The 23,678-nt window shown below is 45.0% G+C and carries 12 protein-coding genes, 1 pseudogene and 1 riboswitch; of the genes and pseudogenes, 7 read left to right on the top strand and 6 right to left on the bottom strand.

What is annotated here, in order from left to right; genetic code table 11:
* Positions 1–187 precede the first annotated feature (187 nt).
* From DW996_RS08800 to DW996_RS08785, 4 genes are all read left to right on the top strand, one after another.
* Complete coding sequence (locus tag DW996_RS08800) at positions 188–8,152, top strand: fibronectin type III domain-containing protein (RefSeq protein WP_147403549.1); 7,965 nt, start codon at positions 188–190, stop codon at positions 8,150–8,152.
* 9 nt (positions 8,153–8,161) lie between these two features.
* Entirely contained in the window at positions 8,162–9,265 is a 1,104-nt protein-coding gene (locus DW996_RS08795) for a class B sortase (RefSeq protein ID WP_118535454.1), read from the top strand.
* A gap of 63 nt (positions 9,266–9,328) precedes the next feature.
* Positions 9,329–10,609, top strand: a complete 1,281-nt coding sequence (locus DW996_RS08790; RefSeq protein ID WP_118281458.1) for a leucine-rich repeat domain-containing protein — start codon at positions 9,329–9,331, stop codon at positions 10,607–10,609.
* 2 nt (positions 10,610–10,611) lie between these two features.
* A complete protein-coding gene (locus DW996_RS08785) occupies positions 10,612–11,319 on the top strand; it encodes a lysoplasmalogenase family protein (RefSeq protein ID WP_118535453.1) in 708 nt (235 codons plus the stop codon).
* A gap of 74 nt (positions 11,320–11,393) precedes the next feature.
* Here the strand turns inward: DW996_RS08785 and thiT are convergent, their stop codons facing one another.
* Positions 11,394–12,053, bottom strand: coding sequence for an energy-coupled thiamine transporter ThiT (thiT, locus tag DW996_RS08780; RefSeq protein ID WP_118535452.1), 660 nt, complete (start codon positions 12,051–12,053; stop codon positions 11,394–11,396).
* A gap of 36 nt (positions 12,054–12,089) precedes the next feature.
* Positions 12,090–12,191, bottom strand: a riboswitch (TPP riboswitch).
* A gap of 120 nt (positions 12,192–12,311) precedes the next feature.
* On the opposite strand from thiT, the gene DW996_RS14335 reads away from it, so the two are divergent.
* On the top strand, positions 12,312–12,926 hold the full coding sequence (locus DW996_RS14335) for a cation diffusion facilitator family transporter (RefSeq protein WP_330428870.1): 615 nt from the start codon (positions 12,312–12,314) through the stop codon (positions 12,924–12,926).
* Between the two features lie 101 nt (positions 12,927–13,027).
* Entirely contained in the window at positions 13,028–13,480 is a 453-nt protein-coding gene (locus DW996_RS14330) for a cation transporter dimerization domain-containing protein (protein WP_334294520.1), read from the top strand.
* Positions 13,481–13,527: 47 nt separating this feature from the next.
* On the opposite strand, the gene DW996_RS08770 is transcribed toward DW996_RS14330, so the two are convergent.
* Complete coding sequence (locus DW996_RS08770; protein ID WP_147403548.1) at positions 13,528–16,080, bottom strand: hypothetical protein; 2,553 nt, start codon at positions 16,078–16,080, stop codon at positions 13,528–13,530.
* A gap of 207 nt (positions 16,081–16,287) precedes the next feature.
* Here DW996_RS08770 and DW996_RS08765 point away from each other — a divergent pair, with 207 nt between their 5' ends.
* Positions 16,288–18,483 (top strand): LTA synthase family protein, encoded by a 2,196-nt coding sequence (locus tag DW996_RS08765; RefSeq protein ID WP_118535450.1) that lies wholly within the window; start codon positions 16,288–16,290, stop codon positions 18,481–18,483.
* Positions 18,484–18,558: 75 nt separating this feature from the next.
* On the opposite strand, the gene DW996_RS08760 is transcribed toward DW996_RS08765, so the two are convergent.
* From DW996_RS08760 to murC, 4 genes and pseudogenes are all read right to left on the bottom strand, one after another.
* The gene (locus tag DW996_RS08760; RefSeq protein ID WP_118281464.1) at positions 18,559–19,740 is read right to left on the bottom strand and encodes a ribose-phosphate pyrophosphokinase; all 1,182 of its coding nucleotides are present in this window, start codon (positions 19,738–19,740) and stop codon (positions 18,559–18,561) included.
* Between the two features lie 22 nt (positions 19,741–19,762).
* Positions 19,763–20,752, bottom strand: a complete 990-nt coding sequence (locus DW996_RS08755) for an ATP-binding protein (RefSeq protein ID WP_118281465.1) — start codon at positions 20,750–20,752, stop codon at positions 19,763–19,765.
* Positions 20,753–20,786: 34 nt separating this feature from the next.
* Positions 20,787–21,893: a DnaD domain protein gene (locus DW996_RS08750; RefSeq protein WP_158575294.1), complete on the bottom strand. Its 1,107-nt coding sequence runs from the start codon at positions 21,891–21,893 to the stop codon at positions 20,787–20,789.
* A gap of 213 nt (positions 21,894–22,106) precedes the next feature.
* Positions 22,107–23,482 (bottom strand): annotated as a pseudogene (gene murC / locus DW996_RS08745) (UDP-N-acetylmuramate--L-alanine ligase).
* Between the last annotated feature and the right edge of the window lie 196 nt (positions 23,483–23,678).

Here is a 23,678-nt window from a genome sequence, read left to right as displayed (position 1 = left end):
AGAAATGACCATAGGAACCATGTCAGGGGCTTTGTGCTCCCGGCATGGTTTTTATTTGCTGTGGAAGATAATTTTACAGAAAAAGGTAAAGTTTTGAATAGGATAGGTCGATATGGAAATAGAATAAGTCTAACTATGCCCTTGGATGGGCGTGAAAAATAGAGAAGAACTTGGTGAAAGGGGCTCTATGAGTATGTACAAGGATGTAAAGAAAAGAATTTTAGCAGGAGTGCTGGCGGCGCTGATGGTTGTCTCGACACTGTCGATCGGAAGCAATCTGTTCGCGGACTACACGTCAAATATTGGCGAAACATTGCTGGAAGAAGGACAATATGCACAGATTGGCAGCGCGACAAAAGATTATCAGAGGCTGGATCGTGCAGCCATGAAAGTGGACATGGATGTGGCGCAGAGCGTAGATTATACCGTTTCGGTCTATCAAAATCTGGCAGATGCCAGTGATCCGACCAGTGGAGTCTTACGCTATACCAGTGCCCAGCAGCATATGGATGGAACATCGGAGAGCGCATCTGCAAGAGAACTTTCTCTGGATCTGAGCGGAGCGGGAATTTATTTATCTTCCGGTGAGACCTATGCGGTTGTCTTTAACTTCACCAGTGTCAGCGATGCTATCTATTACTATACGGCATCCGGTAGCGGCTATTATTATGAAAGCGCCTGGGATGGACGTGACGGTATGATAGAGACCGGGCTTTCTGATGTAGGCGCGGATGCAGTTTCAGATAACACCACTGTCACTGCCGGTCAATCTACCATCGCCATAGACGCAACGGACACACAGACAGCGGTTCAGGCAAGCCTTTCACCAGCCTTGAAACGTACACTTATCTATACGGTAGATGCAGGTGCGCCATTTACGGTAAATGCAGATGGAACGATTTCTCTTAATGCCGATGTGACCAGTGGCAGCGGAAATGTGACAGTATCAGCAGTCGGAACAAGCAGTACTGCAAGTATCAAAGTTAATATCTTAGAGGCATCCATCGCAGAAGGAACTTATACTTATACAGGAGAAGCGGTAGAACCGGCAGTTACTGTAAAATGCGGTAGTACAGTTTTAACACAGGGAAGTCAGTATAATGTGACCTATAATGGCAGTACCAGCGCAGGGGAAGCAGTCGCAAAGATCACAGGTATTGGTGATTATGCAGGCTATAGCAAGGAACTGACCTATACGATCGGTACAAAGGCTCTGCCCAAGGATGCGGGTGCACAGTTTAGTGTAGATATTGCATCCAACACGGTCACTAACGGTATCTATTCCGATGAGGGCAAGACTCTTACTTTTGGAACGGACTATACAGCAGAAGCAGTATTAAAAGGAAATCAGGTAGAAAGCGGACAACTGGTTTATCTGTACGATATTACCGTAACCGGTATTGGCAATTATACAGGAGCACAGATTTACAATAATTATGAGATTAAGGCAGGATCTGACAATAAGTTTGATATCAGCCAGATCGTAAGCGCTGAGTTGTCACAGACTTCTTATACTTATGACGGCTTGACAAAGGAACCGGCGGTTACCTTTAAGAATGCCACAACAAACGAAGCGATCGAAGGCTTTGGCGATAATTGTAATATTGAATATACCAACAATGTAGAAGTTGGCAGGGCAACTGTGACCATCACCGGTAAGGAAGCAAACGGCTATACCGGAACGATCGTTTTAGGCTTTGACATCAACCGTTGTGATCTGGAGCAGGCACAGGATGATGATAAACTGGATATTACGGCAAGCATCGATGGCGTGGCTGCTACTACATTTGCCTATACCGGTAAGAAGATCGAGCCGGTCATGACAGTTACTTTAACACGTGACAACTCTGTTTATACCCTGGTTCAGGATCAGGATTATACAGTAACCTATAGCAAGAATACAGCCATTGGTACCATGAGTGTGGAAATCTCAGGTGCCGGAAATAACTTCCAGGGTACTGTGACAAAGCAGTATCAGATCCTTGGTGATTTTGAGACGGCTGCGGTTGTCAGCATTGGAAATAACAGCGTCACATATGATGATGGTTATGCCAGTGATTATACAGCAACCTACACAGGTTCTGAGATCCAGCCAACGGTCTCCGTAAAAATGGGCAGCAGTTGGCTAAAAGCAAAAACAGACTATACCGTTTCCTATGAGAATAATATCAATGCAAGCACAGATGACCAGAAGGCGGTTGCCGTCATTAAGGGTGCAGGCAATTACAGTGGTAAAGAGATCCGCGTGACCTTTACCATCAAGCCACAGACTATCAGTGGTACTTTGAATGTTTCTACAAAGAAGACCTATACAGGAAAAGAGATTACCTTATCTTCCGGTGAATATACTCTGACCAAGATAGGTAAGACCTATGTCGAAGGACAGGATTTTGAACTTTCCTACGAGGATAACACCAATGCCGGAACAGCAACTGTTTATGCAAATGGTATTGGCAATTATACCGGTAGTGTAAAGGCTACCTTTACCATCCAAAAACTGAGTCTGACAGATAGTCATGTGGTTGTAGAACCGGAAAAGATCGCAGATCAGATTTATACCGGAAATCAGATCAAACCGGATATTACCTTATATTATCAGGATGATGATGGAACGAAGCGTGAAATTTCAAACGCAAACTATTCCTTGTCTTACAGTAATAATAAGAACATTGGTCAGGCAACCATCACCATCACAGGTGAGAAGAACCTGACGGAGGAACGAGACGAGTATTTCTCCATTGTTGCCAAGTCGCTTTCAAATCTGACCTTTATCCTGGGCGGACAGGAGGTCAAGCAGATTGCAGAGAATACTTATCTGGCAACCTATGTTGCAGAATATACAGGAAGAACGATCTCGCCAAGTCTGACCGTTAAGGATGGGGACGCTACAGTCGCTAAGAGCGGAAACTATAAGACAAGTTCCGTGAATGCGATCAACGCGGCAGGTTATGATGAGAATAACACATCCAAGACACCGGCAATCGTGGTGACCGGAAAAGGAAATTATGGTGGCTCTACCGTGACCATTTACTACACGATCGCACCAAAGGACATTACATCCGAAGCAAGCGGTGTTACGATCACAGATACACAGAAACTGGTTAAGAATGGTGACTATCGCCTGCCGGTTGTAAATGTAGTAAACACCAACTTAAATAATAAGGTTCTGACACAGGATACCGATTACACTGTATCCGTAGGTGAGGACAGTAAGACTTCCGGCGAGGGAAAGATTGCAACCATCACAGGTATTGGCAATTATACCGGAAGCAGAAATATCACCTATACGATCGGAAGCAATCTGGCACTGGACGGAGCAGTAGAACTGCATAACCCTTATGATGACTCTACCCTAAAACCGGCATCTTCCGGGGACTACTATGTACCATATTGGGGCAGAGATACAGATGGCAACAGCATCAAACCGGTATCGAAACTGACCTACACGGATGCAGACGGCAAGGAAACAGATCTGGAAGAAGATACCGATTACACCGTCACCTATACGACCGAGGCCGGTGGTATGGGATCTACCGAATGCGTTGTTATTACTTATACAGGTAAGGGCGATTACTATGGAACCATTACCAAGCGCTACTATGTGACCATGGTTGTTTTGGATAATGAGTCTTCCGTAACCGTTACAAACATTGATCCGAACCATCCGGAGGCAGGCTTTGAGTATGTCTATGATGGAAATAAGATCACACCACAGATCCAGGTGACCTACAATGCATCCGGCAAGACCATTCAGTTGGTTGAGGGGACCGATTATCAGTTCACGGCGACGGAGGTAGGACCAAATGTTGGTACATATACCGTACAGGCAAAGGGTATCGGACATTACAGCGGAACCCTGAGCCAGACCTATACGATCGTGGCAAGTGACCTGAGCGCATGTACACCGTCCGCAACCACCCTGCCGGATTATACATACACCGGAAAAGAGATCAAGCCGGATATCAGTGGCATTACAATCACAAATACCGCAGGAACTGTCTTGAAACAGGATGTGGATTACAAGGTACAGGGCTACAAGAACAATATCAACATTGCAGATAAGAGCGATGCAGATGCACCTACCGTTATGATTGTGGGTATTGGTAACTACAGCGGAACGATCAACTTGAAGTTCTCTATTGTTACCAAGAGTATTTCTGATAATGTGACAGTAGAGGCGATCCCGGATCAGATGTATACCGGAGATAAGATCACGCCAAGCCTTTCCCTTATGTATGGGGATGTGGTATTAAAAGAAAATACAGATTATACATTGACTTATAGTAACAATGTCAATCCGGGTAGAGCGACCATTGCGATTGAAGGAATAGGTGCTTACAGCGGAACCCTGACGGCGCGATTTAATATCATTGGTAATTTGAGCAATACCAGTCAGTTTACCATTGGCGGATATCAGACCACCTATAGTTTACAGGCAAACGGAACCTTACAGTTCTCCGATGCCGGTATCAGCATTACCTATCAGAACCAGTCTAATGTAGACAGTTCGGGAAATATGAATACCATGTATCTGGATTCTTCCAATTATGAGATCCAGCAGTATAACTGTGACAGACCGGGTGAGGGACAACTGATCTTTGTCGGAAAGAACTACTGCATCGGAAGTCAGACGATCCCGATCAGGGTTGTTGGAGATCTGAAAAATGTGGAAGTGATCAATGTCAATGATCAGTATGACTATACCGGAAAGCAGATCAAGCCGACACCGATCGTCCAGTTTGGTTCACAGGTATTGGAAGAGGGCGAAGATTATACCATAGAGTACGGCAACAATGTAGATGTTGGTACGAATAGTGGTAGTATTGTGATCCGCCAGGTTTCCGGTACAGATACTTACTATACCGGCTCCAAGACAGCACGTTTTAATATTTATTATAATCTGTCCAAGGCGACGGTTACCGGTTTGAATGATACCTATTCTTATACCGGCAGCGAGGTCAAGCCGATACCACAGGTAACATGTGCAGGAAAAGTCTTGCAGGAAGGCGTTGACTATAGTCTTACCTATACCAATAATATCGACGCGGGTACAGCATCCGTGGTTATCAATAGCATGGATGGCGCATCTATCGGCAATCAGGTTGTAAACTTCGAGATCAAGGGTATCAATCTGGCAGATCCGGGCATGAACATTACCTTAGACGGTCAGTTGTCCGGTCTGACTACGACTTACACCGGAGATTACATCCAGCCAAATGTAGTTGTGACCTATGGTGGCAAGACACTGACACTGACCAAGGACTATAATGTAAGTTATGCAGAGAACCTCAATGTAGGAACCGCATCTGTGACCATCAGTGGTGCAGGAAGTTATTATGGTGCCGTGACAAAATACTTTACGATCACACAGAAAGATCTTTCTGCAAGTGACATTAATGTTAAGGTTTCAGACACCGGTTATGCCGGGGGACATCCGGTAGTTCCGCAGATGAGCCTGACTTATAACGGACATACCTTGCAGGAAGGCGTGGATTACACTTATACACTTTCCAACAATGAGCAGGTTTCTGTTGACAGCAAAGCATCTGCGACATTTACCGGTATGGGCAATTACATGGGAACAAGAAGTGCCGAATTTGAAGTAACAAAGGTAAATCTTGCCGGTGGAACCGTAAAATTAGATAAGACATCTGTCATTTATACAGGTGAAGTAATCACACCGGAAGTAGAAGTGAGTTGTCCAATTGGTGATGGTACCACTTATATCCTGCAGAAAGATATCGACTATACAATCAATTATGGCAACGGCATCAGAGATGCAGGAAAGTACAATATTTCAATTGTTGGAAAAGATAACTTCTATGGCTCTTTGAACCCTACCTTTACGGTAGAACCAAAATCCATTGCTGCAGAGGATATTACGGTATCCGTTCCGGATATGGATTATACCGGATCTGCAGTAGAACCGAAGTTAGTTGTTACAGATACAACAAGAGGTGTTGAACTTACGAAGGGAACAGATTATGATGTGACCTTTAAAAATAATACAAACTCTGCGTCAAAGGATGATGCAGATGCGGCACCAACTGTGAAAATTACTGGTAAAGGTAATTATGGAGAAAGCCGAGAAGCAACCTTTAATATAGGAAAATCTCTCGCAGATGCACAGGTGCGTATTGCACAGGATCAGCAGGAATTTACCTATGACGGTAAGTCTCACGTACCGACCTATGCAGTCTATCTTTCAGACGGCACTTTATTACAGGAAGGTACCGATTATGAAATGATCGACATTGAGGATAGTGTCAACGCCGGTACAAAGACCTTGGCGGTCAAGGGAATTGGCAATTACTATGGCAAGCCGTTTACTTATTACCGCATCAACCAAAAGGTTGCAAAGGCATCCGAGATCAATGTGGTATTAGACCTGCCACAGGACGAGGATGGCAATTATGTGACGACTTACACCGGTAGTGCCATCACACCGGGCGTAAAGGTATATGATACCGCGATCTCCACAAAGACAGAGATTGATCCGGTCAACTATAGTATTACTTATGTCAACAATGAGAATATCGGAAATATCAACAGTCCGGCATTTGTTGTGGTTTCTCTGAAAGGCAACTATGCATTGGGATCTGAGACCAAGAGCCAGGCATTCATCATTGGGGCAAAAGATATTTCAGACTTTAAACTGGTATTAAATGATAAACGCGTTACCTACACCGGAAGTGCTATCACACCGGACGTATCCGTGATCTATGACAATGGTGTGGATCCGGTATGGACCTTGGTGGCAGGCGTCGATTATGATCTGAAACTGACAGATAATACCAAGGCTGGTCATGCGACGGTAACAGCCGTAGCAAAGGGCAATTACACAGGTCAGGTGACCGAGGAATTTGACATTGTAGCATCCTTAAAAGATGCCATTGTCACCATTGAACCGCAGTTTTACACCGGAAAGGCAGTAGAGCCACCGGTTACCGTAGAATGTGGCGGCAACGTATTGGAGCAGGATGTAGATTACAAGGTAGACTACTATTCTGATGACAATTACACGACAGGCGGTTATGTCATTATCACACCGCTGGTATCTTACTATAGTGATAGTGCAAGATGTGCTTACACCATCAGCGCAGATATGTCACTGCTTCGTGTCAAAGGTTATGCAAACCAGTACACCTACACCGGAAAAGCGATCCGACCGGACTTTGTCATCGAGGATCCGAGCGGCAACCAGGTGGCTTATGATGCAGACCAGATCGTCTATGGACGTATGAGTGCAGAAGAGGCGGAGACGACCGATATTGCGGATGTTACAAATGATGATTGCATTGCGGTCGGAACGATCACAGCCTTTATTCCGGTAGAACTTGCCGGCAATAAAGAAGTCTTACAGGCAACTTATGAGATCATTCCAAAGAATATCAACGCATGCAATATCATTCAGTTGAACAAGAATACCTACACCGGAAAAGCCATTGAACCAAAAGCAACCTTGTTGTATGATGGTAAAGAGTTGATCCAGGGAAAAGAATACAGTGTTACTTACAACAACAATGTAAATCCTGGCGTTGCTACAGCAACCGTACAGGGACTTGGCAACTACACAGGAACCAGCGTATTGAAATTCAATATCATCGCCCCGGTCATGGTAGGATTAAAGGCTCAGGCAGCCAGTGAGACAGGTATTCAGATCTCATGGTTGAAAAACGGAAAGGCTACCGGTTATGAGATCTACAGTGAGGACAATCGTACCAAGTACGGCTCAACATCGGCTACATCCTTTGTGGCAAATGGCTTGAAGAACTCAACAACCTATACCTTCCATGTGAGATCTTATGTGACCGCAGGTGGAAATACGACCTATGGCGAAATGCAGTCGGTAACGGCTTATACCAAGGTGGCGTCTACCAATGATCTTGTCGGCACATCAACGGCAAAGAGAAGTGCGACGCTTACATGGAACCGCAGCAACACGGTAGCAGGTTATGAGATCTATCGTAGTTCAAGTGCAGACGGTACTTACAAGAAGATCGCCGTTGTACCAAATGGCAAGGGTGCCTATACCGATACCAAGGTAGGCAGCAACAGGACTTACTATTACAAGGTACGTGCATACAAGCCGGTGGATGGTTCTTATGTTTATGGAGATTACTCAAAGACAATAGCGATCACTATAAAGTAGGAATATTTCATGCAGGAACAAGGAAAATATAAGATCGGCGAATACACCTTCCAGACCTTTCACGAATATCGTGATGGTCAGGAAGATGTTCGCAAGATCGAATGTATCAACAAAGAATTAAATATACAGGATCCCGAGGTGGCAGTGCGTCTTTACAATGACATTCGAAGCGGCAAGATCGTATTCAAGTCACCGATCGGCGATCAGTTTTTTGCGCATTTGGCAGATATCGTTGCGGATAAGTCCGTAGATCTGTTGGAGGACAAAGCCGTTGTAGAAGAGGCAGAGGGCAAGGTAAAATACCAGAAGATACTTGGTGTTGCATTTATTATCTTGGCACTTGTCTCTTTTGCTGTGTTTGGAATTGCTGAGATCCGGGACATTGTGACGACAAGGCAGATGCAGAAACTGGCAGATCAGGTGGAAACACCAAAGAGTCAGGATAATGCTTCCAAAAATGACGATGCCAAGAAGGAAGATACTTCTATAGAAAATGGAGATACGTCATCCGATCAGGAAGATCAGACGCAGAATTTAAGTGTTTTGCCAGAATATGCGGAACTCTTACAGCAGAACCCGGAAATGGTAGGCTGGCTCTCCATTGACGATACCGAGATCAATTATCCGGTCGTACAGAAGGATAACACCTACTATCTGACCCATGGATTTGACCAGGCGACCAACTCCAACGGCAGTATTTTCATGGACGAGCGGTGCAGTATCTTAAAACCGACGATCAATACCATTATCTATGGGCATAACATGAAAAGCGGGATGATGTTTGGTGGGCTGAAAAATTATCTGCAAGAGGGTTATCTGGATGCTCATAAATACATCAATTTTAATACCATCTACGAGAAAAGAACCTATGAGATCGTTGCGGTAGGGCTGTCCAAAGTCCAGTACCAGGATGAAGATGCTTACCGTTATTATGATTTCATCACCTCGACTTCCGCACAGGATCTGGAAGATTTTATCCAAAATGTAGATTCCCTTGCCGTATATGGAAATGCGGATGGTCTGACACTACAGGATAAACTTTTGACCTTGTCGACCTGTAACAGTTATACCGAGGATGGACGATTATTTGTAGTAGCCAAACAAGTACAATAGGTGTATAATATACTAGATGTTGTAGATTTTTATTTCGAAATAGAGTTATACGGAGATAAGAGAATGAAAAGAGGTACAAAAATTGGATGGTTTCTGATCGCACTGTCTGTGATCTTATCCGTTTGGGTGATCGTCAGTCAGAGTTCAGATGCAAGCCAGGCGACAGAATCCGGATTGGTGCTGAGTGATGATGGCACAGTTCTGGAAGATTACACGGGAAATGGCGGAGCCGTTACGATCCCGGATGGTGTGACTACAATCAATGCCGGAGTCTTTGCATCAAAAGACATTACATCGGTTGTTATGCCGAGTTCGGTGACCAGTATGGGAACAGGTGTATTTAGCGGATGTACTTCTCTTGCGTCAGTATCCCTCAGTTCTTCTTTGAATGGGATCCCGGAAGAGACCTTCCGTGAGTGCTTATCCCTTGGATCTGTTACGATCCCGGATAGTGCAACCTCGATCGGCAGCAATGCTTTTTACGGATGTGCATCGCTTAGTTCTGTCAGCATTCCGGCAAGTGTCAGCAGTATTTCTACGGATGCTTTCAGCGGATGCGGCAATCTTTCCAATATCTCAGTGGCATCCGGCAATGGTGCTTATGCATCTTCGGATGGATGTTTATACAATGCGTCAAAGACCCGCCTTTTGTTAGTTCCGGAAGGCAAGACTTCTTTGGCGATAGCAGCAGGCACGACAACGATCGGCACAGGCGCGCTTCAGGACTGCACCGGTATTTCTACCGTGTCCCTTCCAAATAGTGTGACCACGATCGAAGCCAATGCTTTTACTGACAGTGGTGTTGAGACTATCACCATCCCTGCATCCGTGACATCGATCGCGGCGCAGAGTTCGTGGACACCATCTACTATTTATGGTGTTTCCGGTTCCGCAGCAGAAAAGTATGCTAAGGATAACAATATTGTCTTTGTTGTCTTGGGAGATAACCAGGATGATGATAACAACGATGACAATAATGACGATAATAATAACAATAATAACGGTGGTAACACCAACGGCGATAATAATGGCAACAACAATGGTGCCAATAATGGAGACAACGGCAGCAATAATGGTACTTCCGACGGCGATGTTGTGAACCCGGACGGATCCATTACCCACGCAGACGGTTCTGTGACAACCGCAGACGGCAGAGTGATCAAGAGCGCGACAAACGGGGGCACTGCATCCCATACAAAAGATGCGACACCAACGACCGCAGATGGTATTGATCCGAGATACTTCCTTTGCATTGCAATCTTTGCCGGTGGTATTGGGGTTATTCTTTACAGCCGTTTCAACAAGATGAAATATTTAAGCCAGAATCATAAGGATAGATCATAAACATGTTTACAAGAATGATGGCACAAGGGATTGTGACAATAATCTATACGCTGGAATTTGCCGGGCTTTTGGTAGCGGCTTTGCCGCGCTACAAGCAGAAATACTATGTACCGGTCAAGATGTTGTGTAGTGTATCCTTTGTTGTGATCGCAGTCATGTTTGCCTTTGTCAGCGACCATATGCAGTATTTTTATATGATGCTGGTGCCATTGGTTCTGTGTGCGGTCGGAGATCTCTTTATGGGGCTATACCAGATCAGGAGCAGGCGCAAGCATATGCTAGCAGGCATGATTGTCTTTCTTCTGGCACATATGGGATTTTTGATCTGCTTCTTCCGTATAGATGCAAGGCTCACATGGTGGAACATCTTCCTGCCGGTCGTATCGCTGGCAGCCTTCTTCTTTGTGAAGCGTCTGATGCATCTGCACATGGGAAGACTGGCGATTCCGGCAGCGATATATTGCGTCTTTCTGTCGCTCATGCTATCCAAGAGCACACAATATATGGCACTCTGCCCGGGACTTGCTTCCGGCTGGATCGGCTTTGGAGGTATCGCCTTTTTTATCTCCGATTTTACGATCATCTTTTTGTACTTTTACAAGTTCCGTAAGCCGGAAAATCGTGGCAAGATCCACTATTTAAATCTGGCAACTTATTATTATGGTATTTTGGCATTTGATATCAGCATTTTATATTTTGCAGCCTTTTAAGAGAATAGAACACAAGCAAAAGAACTTCCCATATTGTGGGAAGTTCTTTTTTCAGAGTCTTTATAGAAAACATATTAGGAAATGGCTTGTTTTTTCACGGTTTCCAATGCCTTTGCAACCGGTGGGATAGCGATCACGATCAAAGTGATGATTGCCTCTGCTCCCAGATAAGAACCATTGTAAACCAGTGAGTAAACAACGGCATTTGGGAAGGTATCCGGTGCATACATGCCAAAGAAGATCCAGCCGGACAGGAAAGCGAAGAAGTAACGTCCTAATACGGCGACGATATAACCCTTGATGAGCCCGTGCTTGGAATTGTGGAAAAGACCTGCAAGACCAAGAGCACCAAAGGCTAAGATGTAATCAACCAGCATCTGTGGGAAACTCAGGATATAGGGATCGATCAGAAGTTGTAATACACCGTAAGCCAGGGCTGCTGTAAGACCGCCGCCAAATCCATACCAGTAACCGATCAGGACGATAAAGAGCATGGAAAAGAGTGTGACAGAGCCGCCCATAGGCAGGTCAAATAATTTGATCATAGAGGTAACTACGGCAAGTGCGATCGCCATAGCGGAAAATACCAACTGCTTGGTGCTCATCTTCTTCTTGGTGCCAAAGACAGCAGCACCTACAAGAAGAAGTGCGATGAATACTAAGATCAGTGCGGTGTAGCCGGCAGTGGTGAGATCATAAGCACCATCTGCGTTTGCTGTTACAAAAAAACTCATAAAAAAATCTCCCTTCATTTGTACATGCTAGGAGATCAGTTAAGAACTAAGCTTCCTTACGCCGGTATTACCCGGTTCAAGTAATAAGGGTCGATGTCAAGACATCTCTCAGCCCCAAAGGCACCCCTAGCATAGAGTTTGTATTGATTTGTTTTTTGTCGTTTGTTAGTATAGCAGTAGTTCATTAGAAAGTCAACCGACGCAATAGGAGATGCAGGATGGATAAACAGGCATATCCTATAGAAAAGAGGAAAATATATGGTCAGACTATTGGCAAAGATGTTTATCAAAGATTATAAAAACTACGAAGATATAAATGTGCGGGAACGTTATGGCATACTGAGTGGCTGTGTAGGTATCCTGCTCAATGCCATGCTCTTTGGGATTAAATTTTTTGCAGGATTGATGAGCCATTCGATTGCGATCACAGCAGATGCCTTTAATAACTTATCTGATGCCGGGTCTTCCGTGATCACTCTGCTTGGCTTTAAATTATCGTCTGCGGATCCGGATCCCGAGCATCCTTTTGGACATGGCAGACTCGAATATCTGTCAGGCCTATTGGTATCAGCCATTATTGTGATCATGGGCTTTGAACTTTTGAGGGATTCTGTAGAGAAGATTATCCATCCACAAGACATGGATTTTTCACCGCTGGTGATCATTATCCTGCTTGTGTCCATTGCTGTAAAACTCTATATGGCGTATTATAATCGATCCTTGGCAGATAAATTGGATTCTGCTGCCATGAGAGCAACGGCAACTGACAGTATGAGTGATACTCTGGCAACTTTTATTGTCCTGGTATCTACGATCTTTTGTGAATTCAGTTCCTTACATATTGATGGTTATTGCGGCTTGATTGTTGCCTGATCGTTATCTGGGCAGGTTTATCTGCCGGGAAGGAGACCGTAGACCCACTTTTAGGGCAGGCGCCGGAAGCAGGCTTTGTTGATCGCATAGAGGAGATTGTAATGGCGCAAGATGGAATCATAGGTGTGCATGACCTTGTGGTACATGATTACGGACCGGGACGCCTTATGATCTCTCTACATGCAGAAGTTCCGGCAAGCGTAGATGTTATGATCTCGCATGATGTGATCGATCGGACAGAACACATTTTGAAAGAAGAATTGCATTGCGAGGCAGTTATCCATATGGATCCGGTAGTGACCGATGATCCTCGTTTGGATCAGTTACGCGAGTCGGTAAAAAAGATCGTGGAGGACTGGAATGAAAAGGCTTCTATTCACGATTTTCGAGTTGTTTTCGGACATACGCATACGAATCTGGTCTTTGATGTGGTCGTGCCTTATCAGGTCAAGATGACAGAACATGAGATCACAGTGCAACTGCAAAAGAGAGTCTCGGAGCAAATCGGCAAAGAGTACTTTATAGCAATCAATATCGATCGTAAATATATATAAAATACAAAGAAGGTTTGACAAAGTTTTTATTTGCCAAACCTTCTCTTTTAATCTACATAACTAATAAATACATTTCCTGCGCTTTCAAAGACCTGAGATGCATTGTCTGTCGACATCTTGGTGTATTGATCGGTATCGGAATGATAAACGATGATATTGGCGGCATCATAGCCAATGATCAGCAGGGCGGCGTCATCCCCGGTTCTCGCATAGACCGGCGTTCCCTGACTGACATAATACAATGCTTGGCTCAAGGTACATCCGGTCAGGTCTAAGACCAGTTTATCCTTGAGGGAAGTCTGCAATACGGACATTGGTGTTTCGCCTCGGTCTAAAAGAGCGTGTACTTCGCCGCTGATGCCTTCGCTTTGCAGGATGGCGCTGATACAGCCGGCGGATGTGCTTGCCTTTCGGTCGGATGCGCTGGCTTCAATGTCGTTGAAAGCGTTGACGTAGGATTTCTTGCCACGGTTCCAGATATAGCGCTGCTGGTTGTCAACGACCAGTCCCATATCCGCATCTGCAGCCATAATGGCTTTGTTCAGGTTCTGCGTTGTCAGAGTAACACGGTTGCCGACATACACAAAGTAGGTTTCCTGTTCCTCGGTCGTAGAAATAGAAATGCTCTTGGTGTCGTTGATGGTCGCCAGGCTTGCATCCCCGGCTGCCAGACTATGGATAGACTGTCCATCTTCCAGATCTGCCATGACATAGGTTGTAGCCAGCCCCTGCGTATCGCTGGCAGTCTTTACCAGGGATACCGTCTTATTCTGCTCGCCTGCAGTATCTTTTATAGTATCCTGGGTGGTTGTCACATATGTGCCATCCTGTTTTGTTACGCGATCCAGATAAAGGGTATAGGAGGACTTGGTCGCACCGGTCACATAGATACCGTCCTTGGCATATTCTTTTAACTGTGTGAAATTGTCACTGGACGTATCGATGATCTCGACTTTTTCCATTGGATAGACGGCACTTCCGGCTGCATCTGTTGAAATATCGCTTTCGTTTGCAATCCCGTATACAAAGTCTTCTGTCATAAATGCCAGTGGCTTGATCTTGGTTCCCTTGGCAGCATCGATCGTGCGTACTTTTTCTGTTTCCAGATCCATGATGGAGATCTGGTCTGCTACATCATCTTCTGTCATCCATGCTACATAACGGCCGGAGGAAGACACGGCATACTGGTCGGATTTCAGGTTTGTGATCAGTTCCTTGGTGGACAGGTCATCCAGACCGACTTTGGCAAGGGTGCCGCCCATCATGATATAAAAGTCACCATCAGCATTTTCGTAAAGCAGATCACTGAAATCTGCGTTTAAGATCTGATAAGAATGTGTGGTCGCAATAAATACCTGTTCAATGGCTTCCTGCTTGATGCTGTCATAATGGTAGAGATCAATGCCGCTTTCGCCTTCGTGTTGACCGCGGTTCATATAGCCGTAAACAACAAAGTCCATATTTCCGGTCTCATCAATATTTAAGATGCGGATATTGTGCTGTCCGTAACTTTGTCTGGCATCTGTCGGATCATCAATAAAGCCATAGACTTTGGTAAAGGTCTGCTTGTTCTGGTTGTATTCAAAGAGTTGACCGGACTGCACAAAACTAACGATCGTGCCGGTCTCATTGGACAGGTACCCGGTAGTATCACTGGTCACGCCGACCGATAAGATATTGCCGCTCACGTTCACAGATGCCGTATCGATGATCTGCTCCATGCTGCGCTGATAATCCAGCAGGTAGATCTGCTGGTCGGTATAGCGGACTTTATAATATTCTTCTACATTATAATAATTGGTCGCGCCGTCAGCCTCCTCAGCCATCTGGTAGGTATAGACAAGGGAAGCGTAGGTGTCGTTGATGTCGGTAAAGGATACCAGCGGATCGCCCACCTGTTTGCCTGCAAATCCACGCCAGCCGATCTGATCGATGGAAGAATTGATATTGACGTTACCCAGATCGTTTTTGTCTGTATAGTCTGCTGGCTCTATATAAGATGCCAGGAGTTCGTATTGGTCGCTCATGGACACGTTATGGAAACTATCGGTAAATTCCAGACACTTCTTGGCGTAGGTCTCCTCAGGCAGCGTGATACGGGTATAATAGTAAAGATCATCACTCTTACAGTGTAATTTTAGGATAAAGAGGTATTCCTGCCCCTCATCCACCAGATTTTCAATCCGTAAAGATTTGGTCCAGGTATTGCCATCCTTGTTCCAATCGGAAACCTTGGTGTCTGCGATCTTGCGCTGGGTATCCAGACTGCGCACTTCATAGGAGACGCTGTCCACATCATAGCCATAGGTGTTGATGGTCAGATCCATTTTTCGCTTGGAGTCAAGCGGAATCAGGGCATCACGCATATAGCAGGCGTCCATCTGGGTACGGTAGCCATGCAGTTCCCCCATGGTGTGATCGTAAGTCTGCACACCAACAAGAGGAAGTGTAGCTTCTGCCATCGTGACCTTTTTTTCTTCCTCGCCCAAATTCAGGAGGATCTGGAAAACGACCAGTGCTCCTGTAAATATAAGAAATAATACCAACAATCTATGACGAATCCATTTTGGTATACCTTTTTCTCTAAAATTTAATTTCATAATTCCTTATCCCTATTTATGCTCTATGACCCGGGGGCCAATGTTCTAGTTTCGCTGGCTTCCTTGCAAATGACAAGCCAACATGCTATAATTTTATCACTCTTTGCGAAATGTGTCTTGTTCGATTTTGGACTTTCACATTTTTGTCACATTTTTAACTATACTTAAAAGATGTGACGCAAAAGAGTATTTTTGTTTGGAGGCAATATGAAAGCAGTATTTTCAAAAATCGGAGGTTTCTTTAAATCTCTTGGCAATAAGTGGTCGGCAGTCAAGTCCAGGATACCGACACCGAAATTCGTACAAAAGATCCGTGAAAACGAGCGGTTGCAAAAGATAAACGATTGGTTGAACCGCTATTCTCTGATCGAGCACATCCCATTATCTTTGATCATGTGTTTTGTCATGGAATGGTTGTCTCGTCACTCTTTTATAGAAGCGTGGGGATTTGTCACCAATCATACCGGAGCCTATCTGTATAACTCCTATCTGATCTTTGTGTGTTATTCTCTATGTTACCTTATCAGCAGACAGACCTTTATGCGTATGTGTATCAGTGCCGTATTTGTTGCACTGGGTATCACCAACTGCATTATCCTGCTCAACCGTGTAACACCATTTGGATTTACGGATATTTCCATGATCGGTGATCTGCTTACCATGCAGAATACCAATTATTTTACCTCGCAGCAGGCAGCCATTTCGGTAGTAGCACTTTTATTATATACACTTTGGATGGTCCGCATCTTTATCAAAGGCAAAAAGTTAAAGCCGCGTTTTCCGTATTGGGTCAAATTGCTCTTTATCGTGGGATGTTTTGCCAGTGTTCCGGTGACGACTTCTACTTTGCAGGGACAGGGCGTACTTTCCTGTTATTTTGGTAACTTAGCACAGGGCTATCTGGATTATGGATATCTGTATGGATTTTCTACCAGTATCTTCAATCGTGGTATGTCCGAGCCTAAGAATTATGATCAGGAGTCCATTTCTGCGATCGTAGACGAGACCAATCAGGGCGCATCCACGATCAAGGAAGAAGACCGACCGAATATCGTCGTTATCCTTCTGGAGTCTTTCTTTGATGTCAGTGAGGCAAACTTTATCGAGACTTCCGAGGACCCGATCCCATATGTGCATTATCTGGAACAGAATTTCTCGACCGGGCATCTGACAGTGCCAGTTGTCGGTGCCGGCACCTGCAATTCCGAGTTTGAAGTTCTGACCGGTATGTCCTGCCGCTTCTTTGGACCTGGTGAATATCCGCAAAAGACGATCTTAAAGAAGACAGACTGTGAAAGTTTTGCAGGCGATCTGCGCAACCTTGGTTACAGCAGCCATGTCGTACACAATAACGGTGGTAATTTCTACAGCCGTGCCAATGCCTTTTCCATGATGGGCTTTGACACTTTCCAGAGTAAGGAAATGTTGGATATTACCGATTATACACCGCTGGGCTCCTGGCCGACCGATGATATCTTAACACCTGCCACCACAGAGGCAATGGACTCTACCGAGGGACCGGATTTCGTCTATACCATTACCGTAGAGGCGCATGGTGATTATCCGACCTACAAGGTCATTGAAAATCCTGCCATCGGTGTTACCTGCGAGGGTAAAACCCAGGAACAGACCTATGCTTGGGAATATTACATCAACCAGATTCACAACGTAGATGAATTTATCCAGTCCTATATCGAGGAACTGAGTAAACGTGATGAAGATACATTGGTCATCATGTTTGGCGATCATCTGCCGACCATGGGATTGACTGAGAGTGAAGTGGCTACCGGAGATCTTTTCCAGACCAAATATTTCACCTGGAACAACTTTGGCATGTCAAAAGAGGATCAGGATCTGACTGCTTATCAGTTGGTTTCTGAATATCTCAATCGTCTGGGTATCCATGAAGGTACCATGACCAATTATCATCAGAGCAAGATAGCAGCAGGTGTCAAAGCCGGAACACCGGAATATATGACAGATCTGGAAGCCCTGCAGTATGATATCTTATACGGAAAGCGCTACGCTTATAACGGCGAGGATAAATATCCTGCCACCGATCTGGAAATGGGTGTATCTGATGTTGTGATCGACCGTGCATACTTCTTTGACGGCAAGTTGCACATTTATGGTTCCAACTTTACCAAGTGGAGTAAAGTCTATGTCAATGGAGAAAAGGTTACGACCAATTACGAGAGTGGGCAGTGCCTGACGATCAAGGCATCTGCGGTACAAAATGGCGATACCATCACGGTATGCCAGGTAGGATCCAGCAATACAATCTTCCGTGAATCCAATGAGTTCACGGTCGTAGATCCGAATTATGTATCCGATACGCCGGGAAGCGCAGAGCAGCCGGATGAGGATGATCTGGAAGCAGACGATGAATCTTCACAGAATTAAAGAATATAAATGCAGACAAAAAGAAGGCATCCCATATCCGGGATGCCTTCTTTATTTGCCTTATAAGGACGAATCTTACAGTTCGCCATTGTTGTATTTGTTTACGACCTTGTGGATACGCTCGTATGGATCTAACAATCCGGAGATAGAGCAGTCATGGTTCAAAGTATCAATGATATAAGCGATGTACTTGCTCATATCGCAGTTGATATAGTAAGGACGGCTCAAAAGTTCCGGTGTCTGATAGGTCAGGTTTGTAGTTACAACACGATAGATGATGCCTTTTTCTACGGCTTCATCGAATTTCTCCAGACCATTGGTGAAAAGACCAAAGGTTGCCACAACGAAGATTCTCTTTGCTTTACGCTTCTTTAATTCGGTTGCTACATCGATCATACTCTCGCCGGAAGAGATCATATCATCAACGATGATGACGTCCTTTCCTTCTACGGAAGATCCCAGGAATTCATGAGCAACGATTGGGTTACGTCCGTCTACGATCATGCTGTAATCACGTCTCTTGTAGAACATGCCCATATCCACACCAAGCACGCCAGCCATGTAAACGGCACGGTTGGTACCACCTTCATCCGGGCTGATGATCATTAGGTGGTCGTTGTCGATCTGGATATCCTTGACGTTCTTTAAGATGTTCTTGATAAACTGGTATGCAGGCTGTACTGTCTCAAATCCATGAAGCGGGATAGCGTTCTGCACACGAGGATCATGTGCATCAAAGGTAATGATATTGTCAACACCCATGTTGATCAGTTCCTGCAATGCGATAGCACAGTCGAGGGACTCACGGGAAGAACGCTTATGCTGACGGCTCTCATAGAGGAATGGCATGATAACGGTAATTCTCTTTGCCTTTCCTTCGATAGCAGCGATGATACGCTTTAAGTCAGAATAGTGATCATCCGGTGACATGTGATTGGTCTGACCACAGAGAGAATAGGTCAGGCTGTAGTTGGTTACATCAACGATCAAAAAGATGTCCAGTCCACGGACAGACTGTAAGATGGAACCCTTGGCTTCGCCGGAACCGAATCTCGGAACAGCAGCCTTTACAATGTAAGAATCACTCTTGTATCCGGCAAGTGTGATGTGATCGTAATGCTCAGCATCGCGATCCTGTCTCCAATTCACCAGGTAATTGTTGACTTTGGCACCGAGTTCCTTACAACTCTCCAGTGGGATGATACCCAAAGTACCTACAGGTGTGCTTTCTTTTAAGCAGATTTCTTCGTTTGGCATGAATCTTTTACTCCTTTGTTTGTTATGATTTATTGGATAATTTTTTCTTGATGCGAATATCGTCACCAAAAAGTTTACAAGGTTGATAATTGCTGAAAATGCGGGAAGATGTACGTTCTGAGTAGATCTCACGCAGTTGTTTCATGGAAAGATTGGTGGAGATCACAGTAGATTTGCCACGCAATAGTCTCTCATTTAAACATAGGAATAACTGGGATGTCGTAAAGGAATTGGAAAATTCCGTACCCAGATCGTCAATGATCAGCAAGTCACATTGGAATATTTGCTCATGAGCCTCCATTGCGTCTTCATCTTTCTGGAAGACATCTTTTTCAAAGATATCGAAAAACTGGAAGGCTGTAAAATAAATCACAGAATGTCCCTGATCTAACAGAGACTTAGCGATACAGTTGGAAAGAAAGGTCTTGCCTGTCCCCGTATCGCCATACAGAAGTAGACTACCACCTTCTGTAGAAAAATTCTGCACAAAATTTTGTGCTGTTTCATAGGCATCCTTAGCAAAATCCAAAGAAGACCGCCCGGACTTGGCATCTACGATGTCTTTGGAGTAGTAGTCGAAAGAGAAAACGTCGAAGTTCTCCTGGTCTAAAATGTCGTCTAAATGAGACTGGGAGTAGACCAGATCAATGGATGCCTGCACAAAACAGCGACAGCGTTTGCCATCCACAAAGCCGGTATCCTGACAAAGCGGACAATCATATGGCGGTGTCAGATAATCCAGAGGATATCCATGCTCTTGGATAAGAGTTTCACGCTGCTTGCGGATATCGCCTAACTTCTCTTTGAGGGCGGCAGAGCCGGCAGCATCGCCATTTAAAAGCCTGTCTATGCTCTCAACCGATAAGCGGCTGACATCATCATCCAATCGGGACAATTCCGGAACTGCCCGGTAGAGTTCTTCTTCACGCTGTATCACGATCTGGTGATTGCGCATTTGTTTATTGTTGTATTCCCGCATGAGCGAGTCGTATTGTGCATTGGTCAGTGCCATGGATCATCCTTCTACTTTCGCAGTAATTGTTGTTCTAATGCTTCGTAATAGTCGTCATCATATTGACGCTGTTCAAAATTGTGGAAGCGGTTGGTCTTGGTGCGTGCGACCGGAGCGGGAGCACCTTTGCCTGCTTGGCGGAAGCGAATGCCTCGTCTAAGCGGGCGATGTCATCCAACTGGCGGATGCCCTTTTTGCTCCAACTGCCCAGAATGGAGTCGGCGTATTCAAAATTGACTTTGCCGGTGTTGCGGATCGTGCGCTCACAGGCTTCGCGGATGATATCCAGCGAAAAGCCGTAAGAACTTGTCCATTTGTTGATAAAAGCAGTCTCGCGCTCGGTCAGATTACGACCGGAAATACCAAAAGCTTTCATGATCGCATAGTAAGACTGTGAATGGATATTGGTGGAATCCTTGGCTTCCTGCAAAGAGGAGATCCCACTTTCCTTCCAATTCAGGGCAACCTTGTTCATATAATGGAAGTTTGGGTGTCCCTTCTCTACACAGCATTCCACAAGATACTCGATCATATCAACCGGAAAATGCAATTCTTCTGCCCAAAAGAGGATTTTTTCTACTTCGGTCAGGTTGAGCGGATGTCCGACATAACGCTCTGAGATATAGAGGAGTTCGGCAACATCATCCTGCTTTTTGAAAGCGGCGATCTGACGTGGCGAATAGTGGCGTGGCTCGTCCGGTGGGATCTGCAAAGCCTTTTCCTCTGTCTTAGGCTGATGCACATTTAGGTCTGCCGCAGACTTGTCCTGTCTGTCAGAAGGAAGCAGCATCATCTTGATGGTGGCAGAGGACTCTGTAGGCGCAGGAGCCTTATGCTCATCCTGTCCCGGTTCTAAAAGACAGATGCCTGTCAGTTGATTGGCATCGTTGTATTCTAATTGCAATAAATGCATCTGTTCCCAATAGGAAAGTCCGCGGCGGATGTCATTTTCCGTGTAGTGGAACTTGTCCGCCATGGCAGAAGGATTAAAGTGTCTGTCACCTGAGGAAAGTACCCGAAGCAGGTAAAGATAGATCTTTACGAACTCGCCGCTGGCATCCGGCATAAAACAATCTATAAATGTATTTGACACACAAGTGGATTGATGACTTGTGGCAACATGTATCTGTATGTCTGTCATATCATAACCTCTCTTCATTAGCAATCAGAATTATAGCATATAAAATATGGGTTGAGAAGAAAAAAGTAATCCACAAATCCAGTAAAATCAAGGGTTGGCGGGAACTTGACTTTTGTGGATAAGTACAAAAAAGAGCGGGCTTAAGGGCATAAATAATCCACAATTCTGTGGGGATAACTTACCCACAAAAATTGTGGATTATGTGGATAACTCTTATTTTAAGAGGTCTTCTCCAATATTTACAACGTTTCCGGCACCCATAGTTATCAACAAATCGCCGTTCATACATTTTTCTCTTAAAAAGTCCTCGATCTCCGCAAAAGAAGGGAAGTAATAGGCTTCTACCTGTTTTTCTTCCAGCAGGCGCAGGATATCCTTGGAACTTACGCCGTAAATGTCCTGCTCTCTTGCAGCATAGATATCAGCCAGTACGACTACATCTGCAAGGGAAAGTGCATCTGCAAAATCAGATAAGAATGCTTGGTACGTGTATAGGTATGCGGCTGGAATACGCAGATGATACGCTCGTGCGGATAGTTCTGCGCTGCACTCAAAGATGCGCGGATCTCTGTCGGATGATGTGCATAGTCGTCAATGACGGTCGCTCCATGGAATTTGCCTTTGTACTGGAAACGACGGTCAGCACCACCGAAACGATGCAGTCCTTCTGCAATCTGCTCCCAAGGAAGATCCATATCCTGACAAAGCGCGATGCAGGAAAGGGCATTGCCGACATTGTGCAGACCCGGAACGGAAAGGACCACGCGAGGAAGATCCTCGCCCTTGTGTACCGGTGTAAAAGTGGCACAACCCAGTTCATTATAAGTAATGTCCTTTGGATAATAATCACAGGCATCGGTAAAGCCAAAGGTGATGACCTGGCAGGAAAGACCTTCTGTGATCTCCTGATAGTCCGGGATCTCACCGTTGATGATCAAAGCACCGTCTGCCTTGGTATTGCCTGCAAACTTGTGGAAAGAGGAACGCACATCTGCCAGATCTTTGAAGAAATCCAGATGTTCTGCTTCTATATTTAAAATAATGCTGTATTTCGGGAAGAAAGAGTGGTAACTGTTGGTGTACTCGCATGCCTCTGTGATAAAGAGGTCAGAGTTGCCAACATGGATGTTGCTGCCGATCGCCTTTAGGATACCGCCGACAGAGATCGTAGGATCTTCCTGTCCACACAGGAGTACCTGACTGATCATAGAGGTCGTTGTTGTCTTGCCATGGGTTCCGGCAACCGCGATCGAGCGGGCATAGTGAGCCATGATCTGTCCGAGTAACTGCGCGCGTGTCAGCATAGGCACGTCTAATTCCTTGGCGCGGATAAACTCCGGATTGTCCGGATGGATGGCAGCCGTGTAGACGATGATCTTGGTATCGTCCGGGATATTGGCAGCCGCCTGCGGATAAGCGATCTGTGCGCCCAGTTCTGTCAGATGCTGAGTTAGAGGAGACTCCTTGCTGTCAGAACCGGATACACGAAAGCCCTCTTTTAAAAGGATCTCTGCAAGTCCGCTCATGCTGATACCGCCGATACCGATAAAGTGTACTGAAGTTGGTTTTGAAAAATCTATTGTATACATAATTTTGACCGTCCGTTTTCTTTGATTTCTTATTTATATTGCTCTTATATTATAACTTTCTCTCTTTAATTTGCAACAACCTATCATTTTTTTGACAGGATCAACATATTTTAGGAGAGATATATGGAATGATGTTCCTGTAATTGTATAAATTATCCAAAAAATTTCAGAAAATTACAAGAATTTAGGAATATTG

It is taken from the genome of Roseburia sp. AM51-8 (genome assembly GCF_003478275.1).
Classification (GTDB): Bacteria; Bacillota; Clostridia; order Lachnospirales; family Lachnospiraceae; genus Pararoseburia; species Pararoseburia lenta.
Note: the sequence above shows the minus strand (reverse complement) of the source record. Positions and strands in the feature narration are given on the sequence as shown.